General features: G+C 70.4%; 20 protein-coding genes. All 20 read right to left on the bottom strand.

Annotated features, from left to right (window positions below; all coding sequences use genetic code 11):
- Nucleotides 1-2: 2 nt before the first annotated feature.
- Complete coding sequence (locus tag AB0D57_RS17385) at nt 3-446, bottom strand: pilus assembly protein TadG-related protein (protein ID WP_362072701.1); 444 nt, start codon at nt 444-446, stop codon at nt 3-5.
- Complete coding sequence (locus AB0D57_RS17380; protein WP_362072698.1) at nt 443-895, bottom strand: TadE/TadG family type IV pilus assembly protein; 453 nt, start codon at nt 893-895, stop codon at nt 443-445. The genes AB0D57_RS17385 and AB0D57_RS17380 overlap by 4 nt, the downstream gene beginning before the upstream one ends.
- Nucleotides 892-1308, bottom strand: coding sequence for a TadE/TadG family type IV pilus assembly protein (locus AB0D57_RS17375; RefSeq protein ID WP_362072695.1), 417 nt, complete (start codon nt 1306-1308; stop codon nt 892-894). Before AB0D57_RS17375 ends, AB0D57_RS17380 begins: the two co-directional genes overlap by 4 nt.
- Nucleotides 1309-1310: 2 nt before the next feature.
- Nucleotides 1311-1517: a hypothetical protein gene (locus AB0D57_RS17370; RefSeq protein ID WP_362072692.1), complete on the bottom strand. Its 207-nt coding sequence runs from the start codon at nt 1515-1517 to the stop codon at nt 1311-1313.
- A gap of 51 nt (nt 1518-1568) precedes the next feature.
- The gene (locus tag AB0D57_RS17365; protein ID WP_362072689.1) at nt 1569-2468 is read right to left on the bottom strand and encodes a type II secretion system F family protein; all 900 of its coding nucleotides are present in this window, start codon (nt 2466-2468) and stop codon (nt 1569-1571) included.
- The gene (locus AB0D57_RS17360; protein ID WP_362072686.1) at nt 2465-3382 is read right to left on the bottom strand and encodes a hypothetical protein; all 918 of its coding nucleotides are present in this window, start codon (nt 3380-3382) and stop codon (nt 2465-2467) included. The genes AB0D57_RS17365 and AB0D57_RS17360 overlap by 4 nt, the downstream gene beginning before the upstream one ends.
- Complete coding sequence (locus AB0D57_RS17355) at nt 3379-4716, bottom strand: CpaF/VirB11 family protein (RefSeq protein WP_362072683.1); 1338 nt, start codon at nt 4714-4716, stop codon at nt 3379-3381. Before AB0D57_RS17355 ends, AB0D57_RS17360 begins: the two co-directional genes overlap by 4 nt.
- Nucleotides 4717-4981: 265 nt before the next feature.
- Nucleotides 4982-5866 (bottom strand): hypothetical protein, encoded by an 885-nt coding sequence (locus tag AB0D57_RS17350; RefSeq protein ID WP_362072680.1) that lies wholly within the window; start codon nt 5864-5866, stop codon nt 4982-4984.
- A 20-nt stretch (nt 5867-5886) separates the two neighbouring features.
- The gene (locus AB0D57_RS17345; RefSeq protein WP_362072677.1) at nt 5887-6489 is read right to left on the bottom strand and encodes an SAF domain-containing protein; all 603 of its coding nucleotides are present in this window, start codon (nt 6487-6489) and stop codon (nt 5887-5889) included.
- Between the two features lie 137 nt (nt 6490-6626).
- Nucleotides 6627-7469, bottom strand: coding sequence for an ATP/GTP-binding protein (locus AB0D57_RS17340; RefSeq protein ID WP_362072674.1), 843 nt, complete (start codon nt 7467-7469; stop codon nt 6627-6629).
- Nucleotides 7469-8068 (bottom strand): hypothetical protein, encoded by a 600-nt coding sequence (locus AB0D57_RS17335; RefSeq protein ID WP_362072671.1) that lies wholly within the window; start codon nt 8066-8068, stop codon nt 7469-7471. Before AB0D57_RS17335 ends, AB0D57_RS17340 begins: the two co-directional genes overlap by 1 nt.
- 428 nt (nt 8069-8496) lie before the next feature.
- A complete protein-coding gene (locus AB0D57_RS17330; RefSeq protein WP_362072668.1) occupies nt 8497-11124 on the bottom strand; it encodes an ATP/GTP-binding protein in 2628 nt (875 codons plus the stop codon).
- Entirely contained in the window at nt 11100-11741 is a 642-nt protein-coding gene (locus AB0D57_RS17325; protein WP_362072665.1) for a hypothetical protein, read from the bottom strand. The genes AB0D57_RS17330 and AB0D57_RS17325 overlap by 25 nt, the downstream gene beginning before the upstream one ends.
- A complete protein-coding gene (locus AB0D57_RS17320) occupies nt 11738-12883 on the bottom strand; it encodes a bifunctional lytic transglycosylase/C40 family peptidase (RefSeq protein ID WP_362072662.1) in 1146 nt (381 codons plus the stop codon). Before AB0D57_RS17320 ends, AB0D57_RS17325 begins: the two co-directional genes overlap by 4 nt.
- The gene (locus AB0D57_RS17315) at nt 12880-15483 is read right to left on the bottom strand and encodes a hypothetical protein (RefSeq protein WP_362072659.1); all 2604 of its coding nucleotides are present in this window, start codon (nt 15481-15483) and stop codon (nt 12880-12882) included. Before AB0D57_RS17315 ends, AB0D57_RS17320 begins: the two co-directional genes overlap by 4 nt.
- Nucleotides 15484-15861, bottom strand: a complete 378-nt coding sequence (locus AB0D57_RS17310) for a hypothetical protein (RefSeq protein ID WP_362072656.1) — start codon at nt 15859-15861, stop codon at nt 15484-15486.
- The gene (locus tag AB0D57_RS17305; protein WP_362072653.1) at nt 15858-18536 is read right to left on the bottom strand and encodes an ATP-binding protein; all 2679 of its coding nucleotides are present in this window, start codon (nt 18534-18536) and stop codon (nt 15858-15860) included. The genes AB0D57_RS17310 and AB0D57_RS17305 overlap by 4 nt, the downstream gene beginning before the upstream one ends.
- Nucleotides 18533-19096, bottom strand: a complete 564-nt coding sequence (locus AB0D57_RS17300) for a hypothetical protein (RefSeq protein WP_362072650.1) — start codon at nt 19094-19096, stop codon at nt 18533-18535. Before AB0D57_RS17300 ends, AB0D57_RS17305 begins: the two co-directional genes overlap by 4 nt.
- Nucleotides 19093-19428 (bottom strand): hypothetical protein, encoded by a 336-nt coding sequence (locus tag AB0D57_RS17295; protein ID WP_362072647.1) that lies wholly within the window; start codon nt 19426-19428, stop codon nt 19093-19095. Before AB0D57_RS17295 ends, AB0D57_RS17300 begins: the two co-directional genes overlap by 4 nt.
- Nucleotides 19425-20357 (bottom strand): conjugal transfer protein, encoded by a 933-nt coding sequence (locus tag AB0D57_RS17290; protein ID WP_362072644.1) that lies wholly within the window; start codon nt 20355-20357, stop codon nt 19425-19427. Before AB0D57_RS17290 ends, AB0D57_RS17295 begins: the two co-directional genes overlap by 4 nt.
- Nucleotides 20358-20555: the final 198 nt, after the last annotated feature.

Here is a 20555-nt window from a genome sequence, read left to right as displayed (position 1 = left end):
GGTCAGCCTCCGGGCTGGTGGAGCAAAGTGGCAGTGCCGTGCCCCGTAACGGTCATCTCGCCGACGCCGATCAGGGACGCGAAGTAGGGGTGGTAGGCGTCGCGCACGGTCACCGTGAGGCTCTGCCCGTCCTCGGCGATGGCGACGTCACCGTCGACGCCCTCGCTGCTGAGGAAGGCGCGGGCGGCTGCTTGGGCGGCGTCCGGGTCGACCACGATTGCCTCGCCGGTGATGGCCTGGCCCGGATCGATCTGCTGGGCGCCGGCCCGCGCGGCCTCCTGCGCGACGTAGTCGGCGTCCGACATACGGTCCAGGGCCAGCCCGCCATCGATGACAAGGCCGATGATGAGGAACGCGATCAGCACGGTGCCCGCGTAGAACAGTTCCATGCCGCCCCGGTCCGGGCGGCGGAAGTGGATACGAAGTCGTCGACGCCACCTGGTCATGTGCCGCCCCGTGTTGCCCATGTGTCCACGACGGAGGTCTTGGTGCTGGTGAGCGTTTTGGACCCGGCGACGCCGGGCAGCGCCAGTTCGCTCAGCGGCGCGGTACACGACACGGTGGCCGTCACAATGGCGGCCTGCCCGGCCGGCGCGGCGAGACCGCTGGTGTCCAACTGGACGCTGATGTCGGCGCAGCGGATGCCGGAGTTGGCCAGACTGGTCTGCGCGGCCTGGCGGGCGTCTGCCTCGCCAGAGGCCGGATCTGCAGCTAGCGACGCCGTGCGCGCGGCATCCCGCGCGGCCGCGTCGGCGGCGCCCTCGGCCAGAGCCACCCGCCCGCAGGCGATTGTCAAGCCGATCAGCATCAGCGCCACGGGCACGAAGATGGCCGTGGTCAAGGCGGCGCTGCCGCGGTCACGGTCCAACCGGCCGGGCCACCATCGGCGGCTCACGGGCGGAACTTCTCGACGGGGGCCTGGACGCTCTGGCTGACGTGCCCGCTCCATCCAGGCACCAGATTGATCACGTTGCCTTCCACTTGCACGCTGACGGTCTCGCCGTCGTCGCTGACCCGTACAGCTGCGCCGTTCAGGGAGCCGCCCATCCGGGCCAGGAACTCGGCGGCAGCTGCCTCTCCCGCGCCCGGTGCAGCGTCGTATGCCCTCTGTGCGTCCACGGCCTGCTGGGCAGCGTGGTGCGCCACCGACCGGCCATGGAACCAGACGCCGCCCTCAATCAGGGTGAACAGCATCAGGAACGCGAGCGGGACGACCATCGACATGTCCAGGGCGGTGGCGCCGCGGTCCTCCCGCCACCACCGTCGGCCAGCCAGGTGCCGCCACGGGCGTACGCGTGTCGTCGGCATGCTCAAAAGCCCAGTATCTGCGCGGCCTTCTCGCCGACCGTGGTGTTGGCCGCAGCATACACGACGCCGACCATCGTGCCCCCGGCGACCAGGATCAGGCCCCACTCGGTAGCCGAGGCGCCACGGTCCTTCACCTGAGCGCGGAGCAAGGTGCCGTGCCGACGCAGCGCGTCCAGCATGCGGGAGAAGTGGGTGCGTGCGGTGTGCATGGTTTCCTCCAGAGGTTGACGGCCCGGACTCGACGGCATCGTGAGGGCGGGTCAGAACGACATGATGCGGACGAGGGCAGGTGCCAGAAGGAAGACGGCCATCAGGAAGACGATCGCCAGCGAGGGCACATGCATCTTCTCCGTGGCCACGTTCGCCATCTCCTTCCGGTCCGCGAGCAGACCCCGCCGTACGACCTCGGCCTGGGCCTCCAACTGGTCGTAGACGGCAGCCTGTTCCTCGCCCGCGAGGCTGAGCGAGGCGGACAGGCGGGCGATGTCGGGCACGCCGAGTTCTGTGCCGAGCCGGCCGAGCGCATCCCAGGGGCTGACCCCGGCCAGGCGGGCGTGCTCGACGGTGTCCCGGATCCGGACCGCGGCGCGTCCGTCCCCCGACTCCACGGCCCGGGCGAGGGCCTCGGCCGCGCCGGCGTCGGAGTTTCGGGCCAGGGCGACGCGCTCCAGGACGGAGGCGATGTAGTAGCGGTACTCGCGGCGTGCGTCGGTGGCCTTGTCCCGGACGTCGTCCAGGCACTTGAAGACCATGAACAGCGCGACGCCCACTCCGGCGGCCGCCGGGATGACGAACGGCAGCGCCAGCCCGCCCAACCGCAGCAGGAAGATGATCCACTGAGGGATGAGGAACCCGCCCAGCGCGTACAGGGCGCAGCGGCCCAGCAGCGAGGCGGGGGCCATCTCCAGAAGGCTCAAGTCCCGGGCGGGCAGCCGGGTCACGAACGCGTCGGTCTCCATCAGCCGGGCACCGACCCGGTCCGCCCACTGCACGGATCCCTTCGCGGCCGTCCTGGTGGACGCGGTGCGTGGCGCGGGAGCGTGGGTACGGCGCAGGACCTGATCGAGCGGGGTCCGCTTGGGCGGCAGGCTGCGCACCGCGAGCGTGCCGCTGAGCGCGGCCAGCCCGCCCAGCAACATGCCGGGGACGGACAGAATCATGCCGCCTCACTCTCCTTCTCCTTCGCACGTTCCTCGGCGGTGAGCAGGGTGCGCGGCTCGTCCTCCATCACAGCCATCCTGCGCAGCCACAGCAGGGACGCGACGAACAGCACGCCCAGCACCAGCAGTCCCAGCTGGCCGAGCGGGGTGGCGAACGGTTCGGAGTAGGAGCCGTTGACGAGGATCACGGCGACCACGGCGATCGCGAACAGGGACACCCTTCGGGCCTCGGATCGGGCCTTCGCGCGCTCGGCGTCGATGTCCCGCAGATCCGCGCCCTGCCGGGCCACCAGGGCGGCCTGCGCGGACAGCGCGCGCGCCAGTCCCGGGCCGCGGCTGGTGACGTGATCCATGAACAACTGGGCGATGTCGTCACCGATCCGGCTGGCCAGGTCGTCGGCCAGTCCTCGGTAGGCCCACCGCGCGGGCATCCCGGAACTCAGCCGGTCGGCCAGCCTGCCGACCGGTCGCTCCAACAGTGCCGGAACCGTGTCCAGGTCCACGATCGTGGCCTCCAGCGGCTTGCCGCCGGCGCGCACGCTCGCGAGCTGCTGCAGCCACTCCGCGATCGCCTCCAGCCGGGCCACCTCCGTGCGGCCCGAACCGCCCGGATACAGCACGAACGGCAGCCCGGCCACCGTCGCGAACGCGAGCAGGCCGTGCACCGGCCATCCAGTGATCGCCCACATCAGCGCGCCCGCGCCCGCGGCCCCGGCCAGCAGCAGCCGGTAGTTGTCCCGCCAGCCGGGCGGCAGTTCCTCAACCGCCCGCACCAGTCGGCCTCGTATCCGGCCGGGCCGAAAGCCCCGGGCGGCGGGCCGCCAGCCGCGCAGTGCGGCGACGATTCCTGTCAGGCTCAGGGCCACCACCGCGCCGGCGAGCATGCCGAGCGCGGACAGGTAGGAGGAGGTCACGCGGCACCTCCCGCCCTGGGCATCGGCCGCCACTGCCCGTTCGGGTACTCCATCAGCCAGCGCCGGTGGAAGCCCTTGCGTTCCAGCTTGCGCATTCGGCGCTCGTTCATCGGCGTACGGGTGGGCATGGCGCGCTCCTCGCCCGAGTCCTCGCGTGGCGCGAAGATCTGTGACAACGCGACGCCGCCGCCTTCGCTGCGGCCGGCCGTCTCCCACACGTGTGAGACGAACCGGTGCATCTGGCCTCCCCGGTCGGTCTCGTCGACCGCGTCCACGTACACGATCAGGTCGACGGCAGCGGAGATGAGCCGGTAGGAGGCCTGGTCGTTCAGGCCCGCGCGGGCCAGCGGCACCATCAGCCGGTCGATCACGGCCTCGGGGTCCTTGGCGTGCAGCGTGCACATCGATCCCGATCCGCCCGCGATCATCGCCTCCAGCATGGCCACGGCCTCATTGCCGCGGACCTCGCCGACCATGACCCGGGTGGCCTTGTAGCGCAGAGATACGGGCACCAGGTCGGCGAGCGTGACCTGTCCGGTGGCGTCCTTCTCACCGTTGCCCTCCCGGGTGCGGAAGGCCAGCACGTGCGCGTGCCGGTCCGGGGCGTCGTAGTTCAGCCGCAGTTCCGGCTCGCTCTCCAGCGTCGCCAGCCGTTCGTGAGCGGGGACTTCGCGGCCCAGGGCCCGCATCAAGGTGGTCTTCCCGGTCGCCATGTCGCCCGCGATGATGATGGACAGGCCGGCTTTCACCGCCGCCGACAGGAACGAGGCGACGATGACGTCGACGGCGCCCCACCTCTCCAGGTCGGCGAGGGTGGCCTTCTCCAGCACGTGGCGGCGGATCGCGATCGTCACGTCGTCGGTCAGCAGCGTGGCAGCCACGCGCGAGCCGTCCGGCAGGTCGAACTCCACCTTGCCGGTGGCGTACGACAGAAGCCGCTCGCCGTGCCCGGACGTCGCGGCCATCTGGTTGACCCACTCGACGGCCTGCGCCTTGCTGGAGAACGGGGAGCGGACCCGTTCGCGCGGCTTGCCCTGCGAATCGATGTACATCCACTCGCCGTCGACCAGGACGTCCTCCACGCCCGGCCGGTCAAGGACCCGCTGCAGCGCGCCCGCAAGGAAGATTAGGTTGAAGACCTCGGTGCGGACCCGCTCCAGTTCCTCACCCGACAGAGGCGGGTTCGTCAGCGACCACGCCTGTGCCCACTCCGCGACCCTGCTGCGCACCCGGGCGCGAACGGCCTCCTCCAGGTCCTTCTCGCCCAGCGGGGCTCCGGCCTGGCGCCGGTCCTTCTTGACCTGGTCGACGTCATCGGCGACCTGCTGCCGCATCTTCGTTATCTCCCCCCAGGGCACGGGAAGCGCCCCGGGCAACGCTATCGCCGCGGCGACATCGGCGGGGCCAGCCCCCGGCGGCACAGGTGCCAGCATCGAGGGGCCATAAGATGCCGGGGCCACCGGCGTCGCCACAGGGGCAGGGACCGGATGGGCGGGCGGTGCGGGGTGTGCAGGTGGGCGGGTCGCGGCATGCTCAGCCAGCAGACCCCCCAATCGGGTGACCCCGTTCTGTCCGTTGACGCTGTCTGGGCCGCGCCGGTCAGCCATGACGCACCCCCCGCTGTCCGAGCTGATGGACGATCCGCTGCACCGCCGGGTTGGCCGCCTGCACCTGTCGCATCTGCAGGTGCAGCCGTCGCCGGTCGGCGTGCTCACGCAGCGGCACCATGGTGTCCCGTGCGGCGCGCATCAGTCTCGAGCGCGTAACCCCCCGCGGCATCCGTCCGCCGGTACGCAGATAGGCGGCGGCTGACTCGTCCCACGGCAGGGTGGCCAGCACTGGAGCCTCCAGGCCCCGGGCGACATCGTCGGGCCGGTAGCCCTCGCCGAGCACGAGAAGTCCCAGGGCCCGGGCACCGGCTCCCTGCGCGGCGAGATCGTTCTGCAGAGCGCGCACCATCGGGTAGGCGAGCGCCTGGGATTCCTCGGTCATGCGGACCACGAGCAGCACCAGGTCGGCCTCCCGCAGCACGGGCGCGGGGGTGAGCACCGGGTGCAGGTGGCCGCCGTCGAGCACGATCCGCCCGCCGTCGACCAGGACGTCCCAGCCCAGTTGCTGGTCCGTCAGCTGCAGGACGTTGAGCAGGGTCGGCCAGGTAGATGTCAAGGAGGCTGCCTGCCGGGGATCGATCAGCCCGGGCAGCGCCGTCCGGTAGTCGCTGTCGTCCATCGGCCACAGGTGCTGCGCGACCTGCGGGGTGAAGTCCTGGTCGGCGCTGGCGCGTTCCCAGTCGGCCTGCGGTAACCGGTGCAGTCCGATGTTCCCGTCCAGGCGCTCGCGATGCTCACCGCGCGCCACGTCGCGCAGGAGCCCGTGGCGCAGAGTTCCGCCGGCCATGTCGAGTTCGGCGAGCAGCACCGGTCTGCGGCTGGCCAGGGCCAGGGCTGCTGCCGCTGTGGTCGCGCCGTCCGACTTCGCGGACACTAAAGCGATCAGAGCCACGGTCAGCTCCCGCTCTGGCGGGGCTGCCGTACAAGCGCGATCTGCTTCGCCGCGGCCTTCGTCGCAAGGAGGGGACCGTCCGCGGGGGCCACCGCCAGGTTGACGACCATCGCGCCGGTCGAGTCCGGGGTGCCGACCGACTTCACGGTCGCCTCGATCGTCTCCGCGGCTTCACTCCCCGTGGACCCGGATCCCGTGGCCCCCGTGTCCGCTCCCTGGGCGGGAAGGACAACTGCGGCGACCTTGTCGCCCGGGCGCAGCTCGTCACGTGGCACGAAGCCCCGCTTGAGCTCGACACCGACCACCTGCTCGGTGTCTCCCAGCCCACCGCGCGCGCTGAGCTGCGCGCGGGTCAGCAGCTCGCCGGGGTGCAGGTCAACTGCTGCGCGCTGGCCCACGACCGAGGCCCGTTGGGCGGCGGGAATCGGAGACAGGCCGGGATCGTCCGCGAACGAGACGACCTTCACGTCCTGAGTCGTGACCTTCTGCCCGACCGGGACATCCCGGGCGACGGCAAGGACATCGACGCGGTCCCCGGCCCGCGCCACGACGACCGCACCACCGAGCGCACCGATCAGCGTCACCAGCACCAGCAGAACGGGCACCGACCACGTGCGGCCTGATCGTTTCTTCGTGCCGGTGCTGACGGGCAGATCGGGCTGCCGCTGTGCATCACGACGCGGTGCAAAGGAAGTCTGAGTGCTGTCCATCGGCCTACAGGCCCTTCGATCTCATGCGACGTTTACGAATTGACGGCCTGCGACTCGACGATGGCCACGGCTACCGACGAGTTGCGGACCTCGGTCACCTGGCCGTTCGCCCCGCCCCCCTGCCAGTTGATGACCCAGGTCGAGGTCGCGGTGACCTTGTACGTGCCGCCCTGCGCGTCAGCCGACGGCTGGGTGTAGACGTGACCGCAGTCCGGCGACTTCTTCAGGCCGTAGGACTTCTGGTAGACCGTGCCGGGACTCATGCAGGTGGCCGAGGAGCCGTCCCCCATCGACCACACGACTTTCGCCACCTTCGCCGTCGCGGTCACTGTGACCCCGCCGGCCGAAGCGCTCGCCGTGTTCGGACCCCATGTGGTCTGCGACTGGTCCACGGCCATCCACACCGGCATGCCCACCAAGCCCTTGCCGCCGGGCTTGGGATTGATGTTGATGTCGGGGCCCAGCAGTGTCATGGAGTCGACGACCTGCTGCGCCAACTCCTGCGGATTCACCTGCTGCTGAGGGGGCTGGCCGTTGGGCACGGTGACGAACCCGTCGGGGTTGTCCTGGCCGCCGTTCGAACACGAGTAGAAGTACAGGTCACTCGTCTTCGGGTCGGCGCCCTTCCAGAGGTCCTTGGCACTGGCCGGTGGCTCTGGGTCGATCTTGGTGTACTTGCACTTCAGCTTGCTGTCGCCGCTGTCCTGGGAGCCGGCCTGCTGGTTATCGCCGCCGGTCTTGCCGGGCACCTTGACGTCGACACAGAACTTGACGACCTGGCACTTGCCCGCGCCGACATCGGGGTCCTCGTCGGCGTGCGCGGCGCCCGCCGCGGCCAGGACGAGAGCGGCGCCTAATAAGGCGGGGCGTCGCATCAACAGGTCTGCTTTTGAGCGGTCAACTCGGTGACCATCCACTTCGTCCCCCACTTCTCGAGCTTTGCGGTACTGACGTATTTGATGAGCCGCGTCGATGGCAGCGGCACCTTCTTCTTCGTGGCCTTGTCGATCAGCGTCCAGTTCGTGGTGTCGACGCAGTCCGTGAGGGTCGCCTTGGGAATCTCACCATCGGTCACCTCGGGATCCTTGGGGTGGATCGCCGGTTTCCCGATCGTCACCTGTCCGGCGTTCCGCATGGTCTCCAGGTCCTGCTCGATGAGACCCAGGGCCCGTAGAGTGGTGGTCTTCCGCAAGTCGGTGCCTGTGGAAGACGCCTTGGCGTAGGCCTCGGTCTGGGAAGCCCAGGACTGGGTGTACGCGGCGAGGACCGCGGCCTTCTCAGGATCAGCCGTGGAACTGGGGGACGTAGATGGTCCCGCTGTACGACTCTGGCTGGGTTCGGACTCCGACGCCTTCGAGTCGTTGTCACTGCATCCGGCCAGCGCCACCAGACTTCCCGCGAGGAGCACGGCGGTTGCGTGCCTGCGGATGTGAACGGTGGTGAGCCCCGCCCGGCGGCGTTGTGCTCGTGTCACGTGGTCTCCCCGTACGACGCGGTGCGGCAGGCCGCTGCCCCAGATGCCGTGTACGGCAGTCCGCAGTCGCGGCCTGACCAAGGCTGCGGTTGTGCGTTTGCGTAGCGGCAACGTTACGCATATGCCCGTCAACTTCCCAGCAGGATATTTGAGTTCACTCGTACAACTCGGGACGTACGCGGTCACTTTCGAAAGTTGAAGTCGATTTATCGCCCTATCCCTTCGCTTGTCCCGTGTGCTAGCGACCTCACTCCGGCAGGTACGTTGAAATGGCGGCCATGTCCGGCCAGCGACACACGTCACGGAAGAGGGAATCAGGCAGTGAGCACGGGACATCCCGACAGGTTCGGGCCCTTCCTGGTGCTGGGCTGCCTCGGCGCTGGCGGCATGCGCACCGTCTATCTCGCCCTGTCGCCCGGCGGTGAAGGTCACTGGTATCCCTCCGTGTGCTTGCTCAGGCGTACGTCCGCCGTGGCGGCGGGAGCGCGCTGGGTGAGGAAATCGACGACACGGGCCTGCTGAGCGGCAGCGGTGGCGGTGAGCTCATCAAGGGGCACCGCCCCGGCGGTGACACGGGCGGCGTGCTCCAGGGCGGCGACTTTGCCGGGACGTGCGTAGTCGGCGAACACCTCGTCCAGGTGCGGGCCGGTGATTCGGACAGGTCCGATACGGCGGCCGCCGACAGTGAGCGACATGTAGTGCTCGAACCGGTCGAGCACCGCCACTTCGTCTGCGCTCGGCTTGTCCCCCCACTCCGCGGTGATCGGAGCGATCGCCGTCTTGGATCCCGCCGTGGACGCCAGCGTGGACGCGTTCTGCGTCAAAGACATCCGCACCGGGGCCGGCAGACGCCCCAGCAACTGGGTCATCCCGTGCACCGAGACCCTGAACTTGCGGAAATCTTCGAACATCGACGCGATGGTTTCCGGGGCGGCACCCGTCAGGGTGATCAGCTCGTCGAAGTACAGCCTGAACCGCCGCCGTTGCTCCTCAGGTGTGTCCCGCCGCGAACGCACTGCCCGCAACAGGTCCCGCGCGATCAGCGCGGTCAGCAGCCGGTCAGTGGGTCCGTTCCCGGCCGGACACACCCACACGACCAGCCCGTTGTCCATAGCCGCCCGGCTGTTGTAGACACCGACGGGCTGACCCAGAAAAGCTCGGGTGACAGGGTTGGAGGCCAGCCGGGCGAGCGGATTGAGGACGACCCCGAACGCGTCCGGGGGAAACGTCGGAAACACCGTCCGCCACCACGCCCGCGTCTCCTCGTCCAGCCGGTCCGCCACGGTGGCCAGCGCCGCGCTCCGGAAGCCGGGGTCGGAGAGCAGCGACCGCATGTGGAAGATGGTGGTCTGGTCTTCGCGGCGGCCGGCCTGGCAGGCGGCCTGGTTGATGGCGACCAGCACGGCCAGGGACGACGTGAGGATGGTCAGCGCGCGGGGAGCGGCGGCATCGTCCCAGCCGAGTATGGAGGCGAAGGCGTCGGTGACCGCCTCGACGACATCGTGCGGAGTCTGCCCATGGTGCATGGCGATCGGATTCCACGAGGTCAACATCGGGGAGGACCCTGCTGCGTTGAGGTCGATCAGCGCAATCCTCTGCATCAGGTGGTCGTGTGCGAGGAACGTCGCGGCGCGCGGCCAGGAGTCGCGGTGCGGGTCGACGAACATCAACCCGCCGCCGGCGTGTGCCCACGCGATCGCCTGCGCCAAAGCACGTTCCGTCTTCCCGCCACCGGCCTTGCCCACTCCGCACTCGAACAGCGTCTCGACCGTGTGGGTGGCGACCAGACGCCGCCGGCCGTCGGGTCCCCGGTATATGCCCTGCAGCAACAGCTCAGGATCCCCGAACTCGAAGGTCGGCAGGTCACCGGCGAGCAGCGGAAGCCGGCAGTGGACGGTGGGCGGCTTGAGCAGCCCGGTCAGTTCCTCCAGTCGCACCCAGTTTGCGCGGGGCGGCTGGCATTGACCCAAGTCCCAGCGCCGCTCGAAGCTGCGCCGGGTGGGCCAGTGATCGGCACCGAACCGCCACGGGCCCAGCCGCCAGCCGCGCATGGCCCACCGGGAGCGGCCGCCGAACACATCGAACCCGGCTTGGAGTTGGGCGAGGCGGGCCTGGGCACGGCCTTCGATGTTGGACGCGCACATCACGAGCAGCTGCACCCGGACGAGGTGGTCGTCATGGGCGAGCTTGCCGAGCGCCTCGGCCGGGTCCACCCGGCGCGGCACCGGGGGCATCACCAGCCGCCGGGCTGATCCGTCCTTGCCGGTGACCAGGGCCTGCAGGTTCCAGGCCAACGAGTCCTCGATCCCGGTAGCGTCCTGGCGCACCCAGCGTGCCGCGCGCTGGGTCTCCCGGCGCTCCTGGCGGCGTGCGGCGCTCATGAGCTGTAGACGGCGAGCGCGCAGTGCCCACTTGGGGGCGCGCTGGATGTCGAGGCGGACCTCGGCGAGGTCGCCCAGTTCGGCGCGCAGGTCGGACACGGCGTCGACCAGGGGCTGCAGCGGGTCGGGCTCCAGCGGCACCTCTCGCAGGGGAGAGGTGAGCTTGCCGCGCAGGATGAACTCCGCCCGCACCACATGGTCGCGGGGCTTGTCCACGATCGGACGGGCCCGGTCGACGGTGACGTCCGGCCCGAACGGGGTGATGCTCAATAGTCGTTCGCCACCCGCGGGGCCTTCGATGCGGTAGCGCAGTGGGCTGGAGCCGTCCGCGCGCAGCCTGATCTGCACGGTCTTCGACCGGCGCGGCGCCCACCACGGCATGGTCGTCGAGGCCCGCGCCAGCTGCACCCCGCGGCGGAAGATTTCCTCGATGCCCGGGTCGAAGTGCCGGGTGGGGGTGAGCTCCAGGGCCATCCGCTCGGCACAGGCCCGCCGCGCGAGGCGCCGCACCACCATCTCGCCCACGCCCCAGGGCACGGCGATGGCGAGGGCGAGGAGGTACCAGTGGTCGTAGAGCCAGTCGACGGCTTCGACGAGCCAGGTGACCAGGCCGAGTACCTGACCGGAGGCCTCCTCAAAGGCCTGGCCCGTCAGATACGAGGCTGTGGAGTCCATGTCGGCTCTCCCTTCTTGATGCTGCGGGTGAAGAAAAGATCGGTGATACGGAGGTCGGTGTAGGTACCGCCGCGGTCCGTGCCGGCCCACACCAGATGGACCACCGCTTTGCTGGAGCTGCCGTCACGGCGGGCGTTCGCGGCCTGGATACGGAAGCGAACGGTGGCGAATGCCGGGGCCACCGCCTGGTCCGAGTCGGGGAAGACGTCCGGCCACTTCGTCCGGCCGACTCCGGTGGCGTCCGCGCGCAGCAGCGCCCGGCCGGCGGTGAGCAACTGCCGCTCGTCGGCGGCGGGAAGGTCGGATGGCCAGGCTGCCTCCAGCGACTGCTGGACAGCCCGGTCGCCGGCCACGCCTTCGCCATGCGGCGGCAGAGCGGACTCGAGGACCGACGGTGTCGATGCGGCGAGCGTGGTGGAGACAGACGCAGCGGCGGTTGACTTGTCGGCGGGCGGCGCCGAGGCCGCAGAGGACTGATCCGCGGTCACGGTGGACGACGTCTCGGGGGCCGGTGGCTCCTGGCTGTGCGGTACGCCCAGCAAGGCGACGCCGACGACGGCGAGGAGGGCGGCGCTCACGATCAGCAGCCGCGGCGAGCGCGCCGGAGAAGTGGTCACAGCAGCCTCGCTCCCCCCGCGAAGCCGGACATGGTGTTCACGCCGTCCAGGCGCACCACCGTCCCCGGTTTGGGGGCGTTGACCATCTGCCCGCTGCCCACGTAGATGCCAACGTGATAGATCGTCGCGTCGCGTCCGGGAGCGGTGGCATAGAAGACGAGGTCACCGGGCTTGAGCGCGAGCGTGCCGAGGCTGGCCGGGATCCGCTGGCCGACCCCGGCCTGGGCGGACGCGACGCGCGGCAGGCTGATGCCGGCCCTCGCGTACGCGTACTGCGTCAGCCCCGAGCAGTCGAAGCCCTTGATCCCCGTGCCGCTCTTCCCGCTCGGCGAGCAGCAGGACCCGGTCGATTTGCCGTTCGCGTTGCCACCGCCCCACGAGTAGAGCACACCGCGCTGGGAGAGCGCCGCCTCGATGACGGTGCGAACCTTGCCCGTGACGTTCTTCAGTTCCGAATCCTTGGCGGCCGCCGTGTACTGGTCGATCCACCCGAGCACGTTGGCGACGTACTCACCTGATTGGTTGTACTGCAGGATCGCGGCCTTGAGCTGGGCGCGCTTGGTCAGGTCACGGCCGTTGCCGCACAGGTAGATCGCGGCGCCGAGCGCGGCGTCGTCGGCATTGTGCGGGTCGGCAATCTTGTCGCCGCCTGCGTCCGTCCCGACGCCTTCCCAGGTGGAGGGCAGGAACTGGAAGGGGCCGACAGCGCGCTCGCCTTGAGAGGTGCCGTCCCACTTGCCGCCGTCGGTGTCCTTGAAGACGGTGGTGTTGCCACCGGCCCCGGAACCGTTGAGGAGCACCCCGTAGATCTTCGGGCGGATGTCTCCGTTGCCGGCAATGTTGCGGCCCACCCCGTGGTTGGACTCGACCTTGGCGATCCCCGCGAGGACCGGCCAGCGCATGCCCCGGCACTTCGGCACATACTTGCCGACCTGCTGGACGGCCTTCTTGTACGCGGCCAGCATCCGCGGCGGGATGTCCGCCGCACTGCCGCCCTCGGCGATCCCGCCGTCATCCTGCGCAGTCAACGCGACGTACGCGCTGATCGCGTTCCCCACCGGCGCGGCACAGCACACGGCGGCGAACAGCAGCATCCCCACCACACAGCCCCACTTGGCCTTCCGTCCGCGACGGCGCCTCACTCGCCATCACCACCGTTGCGGGTGCCGTCTGTCCCGTCCGTCGGATGCGGCCGCGAACCGTCGTTGTGCCCCCGGTCGAATGCGTCGCGGAGCCGACGACGCAACTCGGAGGGAGCGTCCGTCAGCCGCTGCGGGGGAGCGGACGGCGTCGGCGCCGAGCGCCGCGTACCGGGGTTGCCCGGCCGTGTCGTAGTGCTCCCAGTGGGCAGGCGACGGCTGCGGAAGCCTATTTCGCCTCGGTCGTCGTTGTGGTCGCGCATCACCTGGGCGGTGTGCCGGCCCACGTCGCCCCAGGCCCGCCGGTCTTCGCGCACGGTGTTGCGCCACACCTGAACCTGCTGGCGGGCGTCCTGGGTGTAGCGCGAGCCGCTCTGCCCGGCCCGGCGTACGTTGGCCGGCAGACCTGCCGTCGTTCCGTAGGCGGCCCGGCCGCCTCGGTTGAGGATGCGGTAGCCGCGGAAGCGGACGAGCCGGTTGTGGGCTCGCGTGGACAGCAGGGTGCGGTCGGTGTTTTGGTCGTGCAGCACCTCACCGGTGTTGCGGTCGACGACCTGGCCCTCCTCATCGCGGTAGCGGTCCCGCGGGCCACCGAGCCGGAGGCGGCCGCCCTCACCCTCACCCTCACCGTCGACGCCGCCCACGGTGGCGCCCTCACCGTCGACGCCGGTGGGCTTTTGCCACTTGGCCAGCTGCTCCTTGTCCGGGCGCCTGCCGATCAGCAGCCAGTGCGCACTCTTTACGCCGAGCCGCGCGCCGAGCCCGGCACCGGCCGCCGCGGCGGTCAGTGGCGCGAGGCCTCGCCCGGCCTCCGCAGCCGCGTCGGCGAACATCTGCCCGGTGTCGAAGGGCATGCCAGCGCCGTCGAGGAACGAGGAGAGGGCGCCCATCAGGCGATGTCGGGTGCCCAGCAGCCCGAACCGGCCGCCACCGCCGCCGCCGGTGAAGGCGCGCAGTCCGCCGCCGTATCCGCCCATGGCTGCGGGGGAGTTCATGGCGAGTGCGGCGCCGAGCTCGGAGGTATCGCCGGGCATGTGGGTGCCGCCGACCTTGGCGTAGCGCATCCGCATGGCCATACGACGGCCGAAGGATGTGATGCCAGTCAGCAGTCGGCGGTGCCCGGCCGCGCCCGCGATGGCCAGCACGTCGATCAGGAGGATCCGCTCCACCATCAGGTCGGGCCCGTTGGTGATGGTGGCGTCGATGGCGATCCCGAAGAACGGCACAAAGGCGCAGACGCCGACCATGGCGAGGATCGCGATGCCCCAGATCGACAGCCACTTCCACACCGTCTGCCGCGGAGGCCCTGGCAGCATGCCTGCGATGAAGGTGACGCCGCCGGCAGCCGCCGCTGCGGCGCAGATGCCCTGAGTACCGAGCAGCACGATGGCGGAGGACAGCAGCATGCCGCAGATGAACAAGGCCGCGATCAGCAGCAGCGCGGCGCCGCTGACGCGCCACCAGGTGGGCTTTTCGGCGTAGTCGGCACAGGACTTGCCGACGTCGCCGGCCTTCTCCATATCCTGGAGGAAGGCGTAGAACTCGCGGTCCTCGTCGGTGACGATCGCGTTGGAAGCGTCCAGCAGTTCGCCGCCCGGGGTGAGCTCCGGCAGGCTGTCGCTGCCGTCGTTCCCGGGGACGTCATCGGTGCCGCGCTCGCAGTACTTCTTCGCTTCGCCCTTGATCAGGTCGCAGGCGTCTTTTCTGTCCTCGTTCCCCTGCTTGGCGTCGGCCTTGTATCCACCGGTGATCCACTTCAGGTGGACGGCGTAGGCCCTGCGGTCGGAGTCCTTGGCGGGGTCGAGGATGCGCCCGTACTCAAGCAGCATGTACGGCTTGACGATCAGCGCGTTGGTGATCGAGTCCTGGATCGGGCGGGCCACGTCCGTCGAGGAGACAGGGGCTTCGTTCTCCCGCTCCAGGCACTTGATCTCGGCGTTGCCGGCCATGCCATCGCAGGGGCCCTTGCTGGCGAGCTTGCCGCCCCAGTCATAGGAGTTGACACTCTGCTGGGCGACCTCGGCGGCCACCTGCTGGGTCTGCCCCAACGGTCCGTTCTGCGTGAGCAGGTAGTCGGGTCGGACGAAGGTGGACGCGGCGAACGCCGCGATCAGCAAGGTCAGGAAGATCTCGCCGAGACCGCGGCTGACCCGGCCGCGCACAATCATGAATCCGGCGAACACGAAAGCCCAGGCCAGCAGCAACCCTTTGAGACCAAGGGTATCGACGACCACGTTGTCGTAGGCGTCGGCGACCTTCTGGGCCGGAACCGTGAGGATCTTCAGCAGCGGGAACCGGAAGGCGACCTCGATGGCCCACCCTCCCAATCCGACCAGCAGTCGGATGAGGGTGAACAGGCCGGACAGGGCGAAAGCGAGGGACTGCGTCTTGAAGCTGACGATGGAGCCGCCCTCGGCGTTCAGCTCGTAGCCGTTGATCGGCACCCCCTCGGAGGAGGTGATGTTCAGCGGTGCGAGGAGGTCACCGGTCTCACTGTTGCCGCTCGCCGCGTACACGACCTGGCTGTTGACCAGGACGAAGAGCCCGGAGAGCAGGACGACGAAACCGGCCGAGCGGAGCGTGCCGCGGTCTGGGTGCCACATTCAGCGCCGCCCGTGTCCGGCAGCACCCCGGCGCCGCCACACGACGACGGCAGCCAGTCCTGCAGCGGACGGAATGACCATCCACGCCGCGCTGGCGCCGTCGCGGGGAGCCTCGTCCGCGGAGGACGCGGTGGAGCTGGTGCCGCGCTCGCAGTACTCCTTGGCCGGGCCCACGACCAGATCGCACGGATCCTGGCGCGCGGAGCCGGAATGGGAGTCAGCGGCGAAGGCCTGCCCGGTGCGCGGCCACCACGACTCCGGCACGCCTGCCCCCACAACCAGGGCGAGCAGGGCGGCTGGCAGGGCTATCACTATCAGGGCGCTCGCCACGGCGGCGATGCGCCGGCAGCGGGATGAGGAGAAAGAAGACGCGGTCATGAGACGTGCTCCTTCGGTCGTGCCGTGTCGGGACCACCGGAGGCGTGCGCAGGGCGCGCGGCCGTACGGCGGCCCGGCGTGGTGGCGATGGAGGCGGTGATGCGCCCGATGCGGGGGATGACGGCTTTGACCCGGCCCGTGTTCTGCCGCGGGCAGGCCAGCAGGAACTCGCCCTCCCGGCCCTTCTGGCCGACGGGGGACAGGCCGGTGGTCACCAGCCGCAGCAGCTCCGGATCGTTCGAGTCGAGCCCGACGAACTCCAGGCCGCGGCGGGCACGCTCACGGTCAGCGGTACGGGCGAGCGCCCGGTAGGCCATCAGCCCGCGGTCGGGGCCGAGCTCCAGGGAGTCGTGGGAGGCGGCGAACAAGCCGGCGCCGTGCTTGCGGCCGTCGTGGAGGATCTCGTGGACCAATGCGGTGCCCTCGGCCGACGAGGTGAGCCAGTACAGCTCGTCCGCTACCACCGCGGTGAACCGCTCGGGGTCCTCGAACGCGGTCTGCCGGGCGATCGCAGCGATCAGGTAGAGCACCGCGCGCCCGATCAGCGCCTCCAGCGGCTGCTGGTGCAGGATCTCCGGATTGTCGAACGCGGCCTTGGGCGGCAGCTTCAGACCGGCCGTCGTGATCACGATCATGTCTGAGGCGCTGGAGGCGTCCAGCCGCACCGGCGGCAGAGTGGGGTCGAACACCATCCGGGCCAGGGAGTTGGAGGCGACGACGCGGACGAGGCCGGCGAGGGCGGAGGCCGCGTCCTGCCGCTTGCCCACCTCGCTCGTGGCCATCTCCTCCAGGACCTCCAGCACGCGCCGCATGGAGGGGGCGTCGCCGGCGGCGGCCTGCTCGACGGCGTGGTGCAGGACCTCGCCGTTGGTGCTCATCGGGCCGATGCCGAGCTGCAGGGTGAGGTAGGACAGGGCGTAGTGGCGGCCTTCGGGTCCGTCGAACATGCGCAGGGGGTCGATGGACACCTCGGCCTGGGCGGCGTCGATGATCTGGACGCGGCCCGCAGCCGCGGTACGGGCGAAGGTGGCCCACTCGCGCACGGGGGTGCGGTCGATGCAGATCGCGCAGCCGCCGCGCGCCCACACCGCCTCCGAGATCAGCTTCTGCAGGACGCTCTTCCCGGCTCCCAGGTCACCGACGATGCCCAGGGAGGCGCTGGCGTCGTGCTTCGGCGCGTCCGCGACGTTGATCATGACGGGACGGGTGGTGCCGCAGTCCAGGTCGAAACCGAGGAACATGCCGTTGGGGTCACCGACCTCCCCGGTCGTGAAGGCGCCGCCCAGGGCCCAGTCCTCGGAGACCTGATGCTGGGTGAACTCCCGCACCACACCCGGCCGTGCGGTGCCCGGCAGCCCGAGCAGGAACAGTGCCTCCTGAAGGCCGGCCGGGCGCACGGCCCGGTAGTCGGCGCCGCCGAGCAGGGCCGCCAGGGCCCGGGCGCGGGCGTCGCAGATCGCGGCGGTCGGCCCCCACACGGTCAGCACGGTCACCGACTGCACCTCGACCTCGACCGAGGTGCGTGACAGACGGGCGTCCAACTCGCCCAGGTCGCGGGCCGCCTCAGTCAGCGAGGTCGGCATGCCGGTGGGGCGGGCGTCGTACTGGTCGGCCTGGTCGACGAGTTCGTTCCGCTTGCGCCGCACCTGGTCCCGCGCCTTCTCCGCAGGCACCAGCGTGAGGTCGATGGTGTAGTCGACGGGAAAATCGAGCGTCTCCAATTGCGCGAACAGGTCGGCAGCATCCGCGCTGACCGCGGGCGGGCACTCGGCGAGCGCCAACTGCGCCTGGTAGCCGGTGCCGGCGTCGGACTCGATCTGCAGCCACCGCCTGCGCAGCGGGGAGGCAGTCTTGATCCGCCACCAGGCCTTGCGCCCCGACCGCGTGAGCTGGTCGGCGCTCTTGAGCTCGTCGACGTCGTCGAGCTCCGGGTCGATACCGCCCTCCTGGAGGCGGGCCTGCCCGAGATCGGCGTAGCTGGGGGAGTGCAGCACCCCATCGCGGACCTGCCCGCCGTACAGCTCGCTGCTTTCGGCTTCGGCCAACAGCGGCTCATCCAGACCGCGGTGCAGAGCGTGCTGGATCATCCACACGATCTCCGCCGGGCGCGCAGGGCGGAACGCGATGCCGCCCGCGAGTGCGGCCTCCACCCGTGAGGCCTGCTCCTGGTACGCGGTCACTTCCCGCCGCGCCACCGGCGTCGGCCGCATGCCCAGCGCCGGGGCGATCTCTGCCCACATCGCGCCGAACTGAGCAGTCATATGCATGCCGGCGCCATCGGTCGACAGGGGGACCGCCAGCCACAGCGTGCGGCGGTGCATCTCCTGCCCGTCCAGCAGATCCAGCGTGGCCTCGACGTTCTCCACCCACGGGTGGGTCTGGCCCGGCGGCGCATCGGCGGGTTCGATGCCCTCGATCATGCGCAGCGCGACTTCCCCCGGATCGACGCGGGCGCACAGGCCGAACAGCCGTGGCGCCCCGGACAGGGACCGCACCAGATGTGTGATCTTGGCGAGTTGTTCCTCCCGTGCGGCGGATGGCACATAGGTGCCCTGCACGGTCTCCTCTGTGCGGCCTTGCGCGTCGGGACCCGGGTGCAACCGGTAGAGGGCCCACACGCTGCCGTGCGTCGACCACACCAGATGCCCGGCGATGTGACGGATCGGCACTCTCATCGCGCACCCCCCTGTCCGGCGAGCGCGAGCAGCTGCTGCACACCCGACATCGGCCTCACCGGCTCCGAACCGGCGCCCGCCGGGCGACCGCCCGACCGTGACCGTGCCGGTCCCGGGCGCGGCGTACGCGCGGCGGACGCCTGCGTCCGCGGAGCCGCGGCGACCGGCGCGGCCGGGGTGAGACCCTCGATGACGAAGCCGCCGGCCAGAGGGCGGGCGGTGTGGTCGCGGGCCGCCCGCCCGCCGATCCGGCCCCCGCGCGGCTGCCAGCACAGCAGCAGCCAGCCCAGGGCCGCCGGGAGCGGGGCACGTCCTCCGATCTTCTGACGGCGCACGGCCCAAATGGCCAGCAGCCAGGCGGCGATGGGGACCGGCCCCATCCACGACCACCACGGAATCGTCTTGACGAGCAGGAAGCCGCCGACGACAGCGAGGAGTATCTGCGCGGGCGTGAACGGGCCGAGCGGGATTCGCCAGTCGGCCACCTTGCCCAGCACCCAGGGGTGGCGGCGGGCCGCGGTGTAGAAACGGCCCATCCGCACGGATGCGGCGGCGGTCACAGCCAACCTCCGACGCCGGCGGAGTGTTCACGGTCGGCCGCAGGCTCACCCTGCACGATGCCGGGAACGGCGGGCGCCGACTTGGAGGGGTTCTTGACCTCGTCCTCGAACATGTTGGCCAGGTCGTTGCGCGAGTTGTACAGGCCGAGCGCGATCACCATCAGAATCAGGGCGCCGATCCCGGCCTTCAGGCTGAACTTCTGGAACATGATGACGACGACGAGCACGAGCAGCCCGGCCTGCAGGCCCTTGGTCGCCCAGCGCTCGAACATACTGATCCACGAGTCACCGAGGTCATCGAGCTTCCCGGCGAGCACCACACCAGTGGTCATGACCGGCCGCCTCCCGCCTGGGCGGTGCCGGACTGCAGCCCTGCGACTTCCCAGCGGCCCGAACGGACCTTGAGCGTCAGCTCATACGCCAGCGGCCACCGCCCGGCACTGTCGCGGGCCTCCACCTGGGCCATCACCCGCACCCGGGTCCCGTCCTGCGGGACGGACTCGGCGGACGCGTCCTGATCGGCGGCGAGCAACTGCTGGACCGTGACCGTCTCGTACGGGGCGGGGGAGACAGGCGACAGACTCACCGCGGGAGCGAGGTAGCGGTCGACTTCACCGGCCCCCGTCAGATACGCGGCGAGGAACTCCCCAGCCGCGGACGACAGATCGCCGTCGGTCGGGACGGTCACCTTGTACGGCGACTGCACCTCCCCGGCGCGCGCCGGGCCGGCCACCACCCCGGGGGCACCGGACACGGTGAACGAGGCGCGGGCTGAGTCGGCGACGACCGGCACCGCGAAGTAGCGCACCGAGCCGTCGGCGTACTGCGCAGCCAGCGTCACCGACCACGCCTCGCCGGTCTGCTGCGCACTGCGCACGGCCACGACCGACTCCGGCCCGGGCTGCGCACCCGACGTATCGGGAAGATCAACGTCCGGGCCCATCGACTGCGCAAGCCGGGCCTGCGCACTGCTCTCGTCGCCCGCGTGGCTGCGCAGCCACGCGTCGAGGAACACCGTGGCGTACCCGGCCGGGTTGGCGGCCGCGGCCGTCTTCACGGTGGCCGGCTTCGCCGTGGGGGCCGCCTGGACCACGGTCGCCGGCGTGGCGACGGCGACGGCCAGCGCGACGGGACCAGCCGCAACCGCGGCCCACACGCCCAGGCGGCCCAGGTGGACCCGGCGCCGCATCTGCTGCAGCCGGGCGCCCGCGGCCGTCGGAGGAGCAGGCTGCTCCTCCCGTGACTGCTTGGCACGAGACATTCCAAACTCCCAGGTCAGAGCGAGTTTTTTGCTTCTGACCCGAGACAACCGGCCGCCCCCGACCCGACCACCGACCACGAAGGCCCGACCACGATCACGAAGGGGACACAAACCCGTGGTCGGGGTCATGGTCGGCCCGACCACAGACCCGACCACGACATTTCGCACCGTGTGGAGTCCCGCTTCGAAGCGGTGATC

It is taken from the genome of Streptomyces sp. NPDC048275, from assembly GCF_040652275.1.
In the GTDB taxonomy this organism is placed as follows: domain Bacteria; phylum Actinomycetota; class Actinomycetes; order Streptomycetales; family Streptomycetaceae; genus Streptomyces.
This window is presented reverse-complemented; position numbering and strand designations above follow the sequence as displayed.

What these genes read in the sequence shown, in the direction of transcription:
- AB0D57_RS17385 (WP_362072701.1), bottom strand. Translation starts at nt 446, where the DNA reads ATGACCAGGTGGCGTCGACGACTTCGTATCCACTTCCGCCGCCCGGAC.
- AB0D57_RS17375 (WP_362072695.1), bottom strand. Translation starts at nt 1,308, where the DNA reads ATGCCGACGACACGCGTACGCCCGTGGCGGCACCTGGCTGGCCGACGG.
- AB0D57_RS17370 (WP_362072692.1), bottom strand. Translation starts at nt 1,517, where the DNA reads ATGCACACCGCACGCACCCACTTCTCCCGCATGCTGGACGCGCTGCGT.
- AB0D57_RS17365 (WP_362072689.1), bottom strand. Translation starts at nt 2,468, where the DNA reads ATGATTCTGTCCGTCCCCGGCATGTTGCTGGGCGGGCTGGCCGCGCTC.
- AB0D57_RS17355 (WP_362072683.1), bottom strand. Translation starts at nt 4,716, where the DNA reads ATGCGGCAGCAGGTCGCCGATGACGTCGACCAGGTCAAGAAGGACCGG.
- AB0D57_RS17340 (WP_362072674.1), bottom strand. Translation starts at nt 7,469, where the DNA reads ATGCGACGCCCCGCCTTATTAGGCGCCGCTCTCGTCCTGGCCGCGGCG.
- AB0D57_RS17330 (WP_362072668.1), bottom strand. Translation starts at nt 11,124, where the DNA reads ATGGACTCCACAGCCTCGTATCTGACGGGCCAGGCCTTTGAGGAGGCC.
- AB0D57_RS17315 (WP_362072659.1), bottom strand. Translation starts at nt 15,483, where the DNA reads ATGTGGCACCCAGACCGCGGCACGCTCCGCTCGGCCGGTTTCGTCGTC.
- AB0D57_RS17310 (WP_362072656.1), bottom strand. Translation starts at nt 15,861, where the DNA reads ATGACCGCGTCTTCTTTCTCCTCATCCCGCTGCCGGCGCATCGCCGCC.
- AB0D57_RS17305 (WP_362072653.1), bottom strand. Translation starts at nt 18,536, where the DNA reads ATGAGAGTGCCGATCCGTCACATCGCCGGGCATCTGGTGTGGTCGACG.
- AB0D57_RS17295 (WP_362072647.1), bottom strand. Translation starts at nt 19,428, where the DNA reads ATGACCACTGGTGTGGTGCTCGCCGGGAAGCTCGATGACCTCGGTGAC.
- AB0D57_RS17290 (WP_362072644.1), bottom strand. Translation starts at nt 20,357, where the DNA reads ATGTCTCGTGCCAAGCAGTCACGGGAGGAGCAGCCTGCTCCTCCGACG.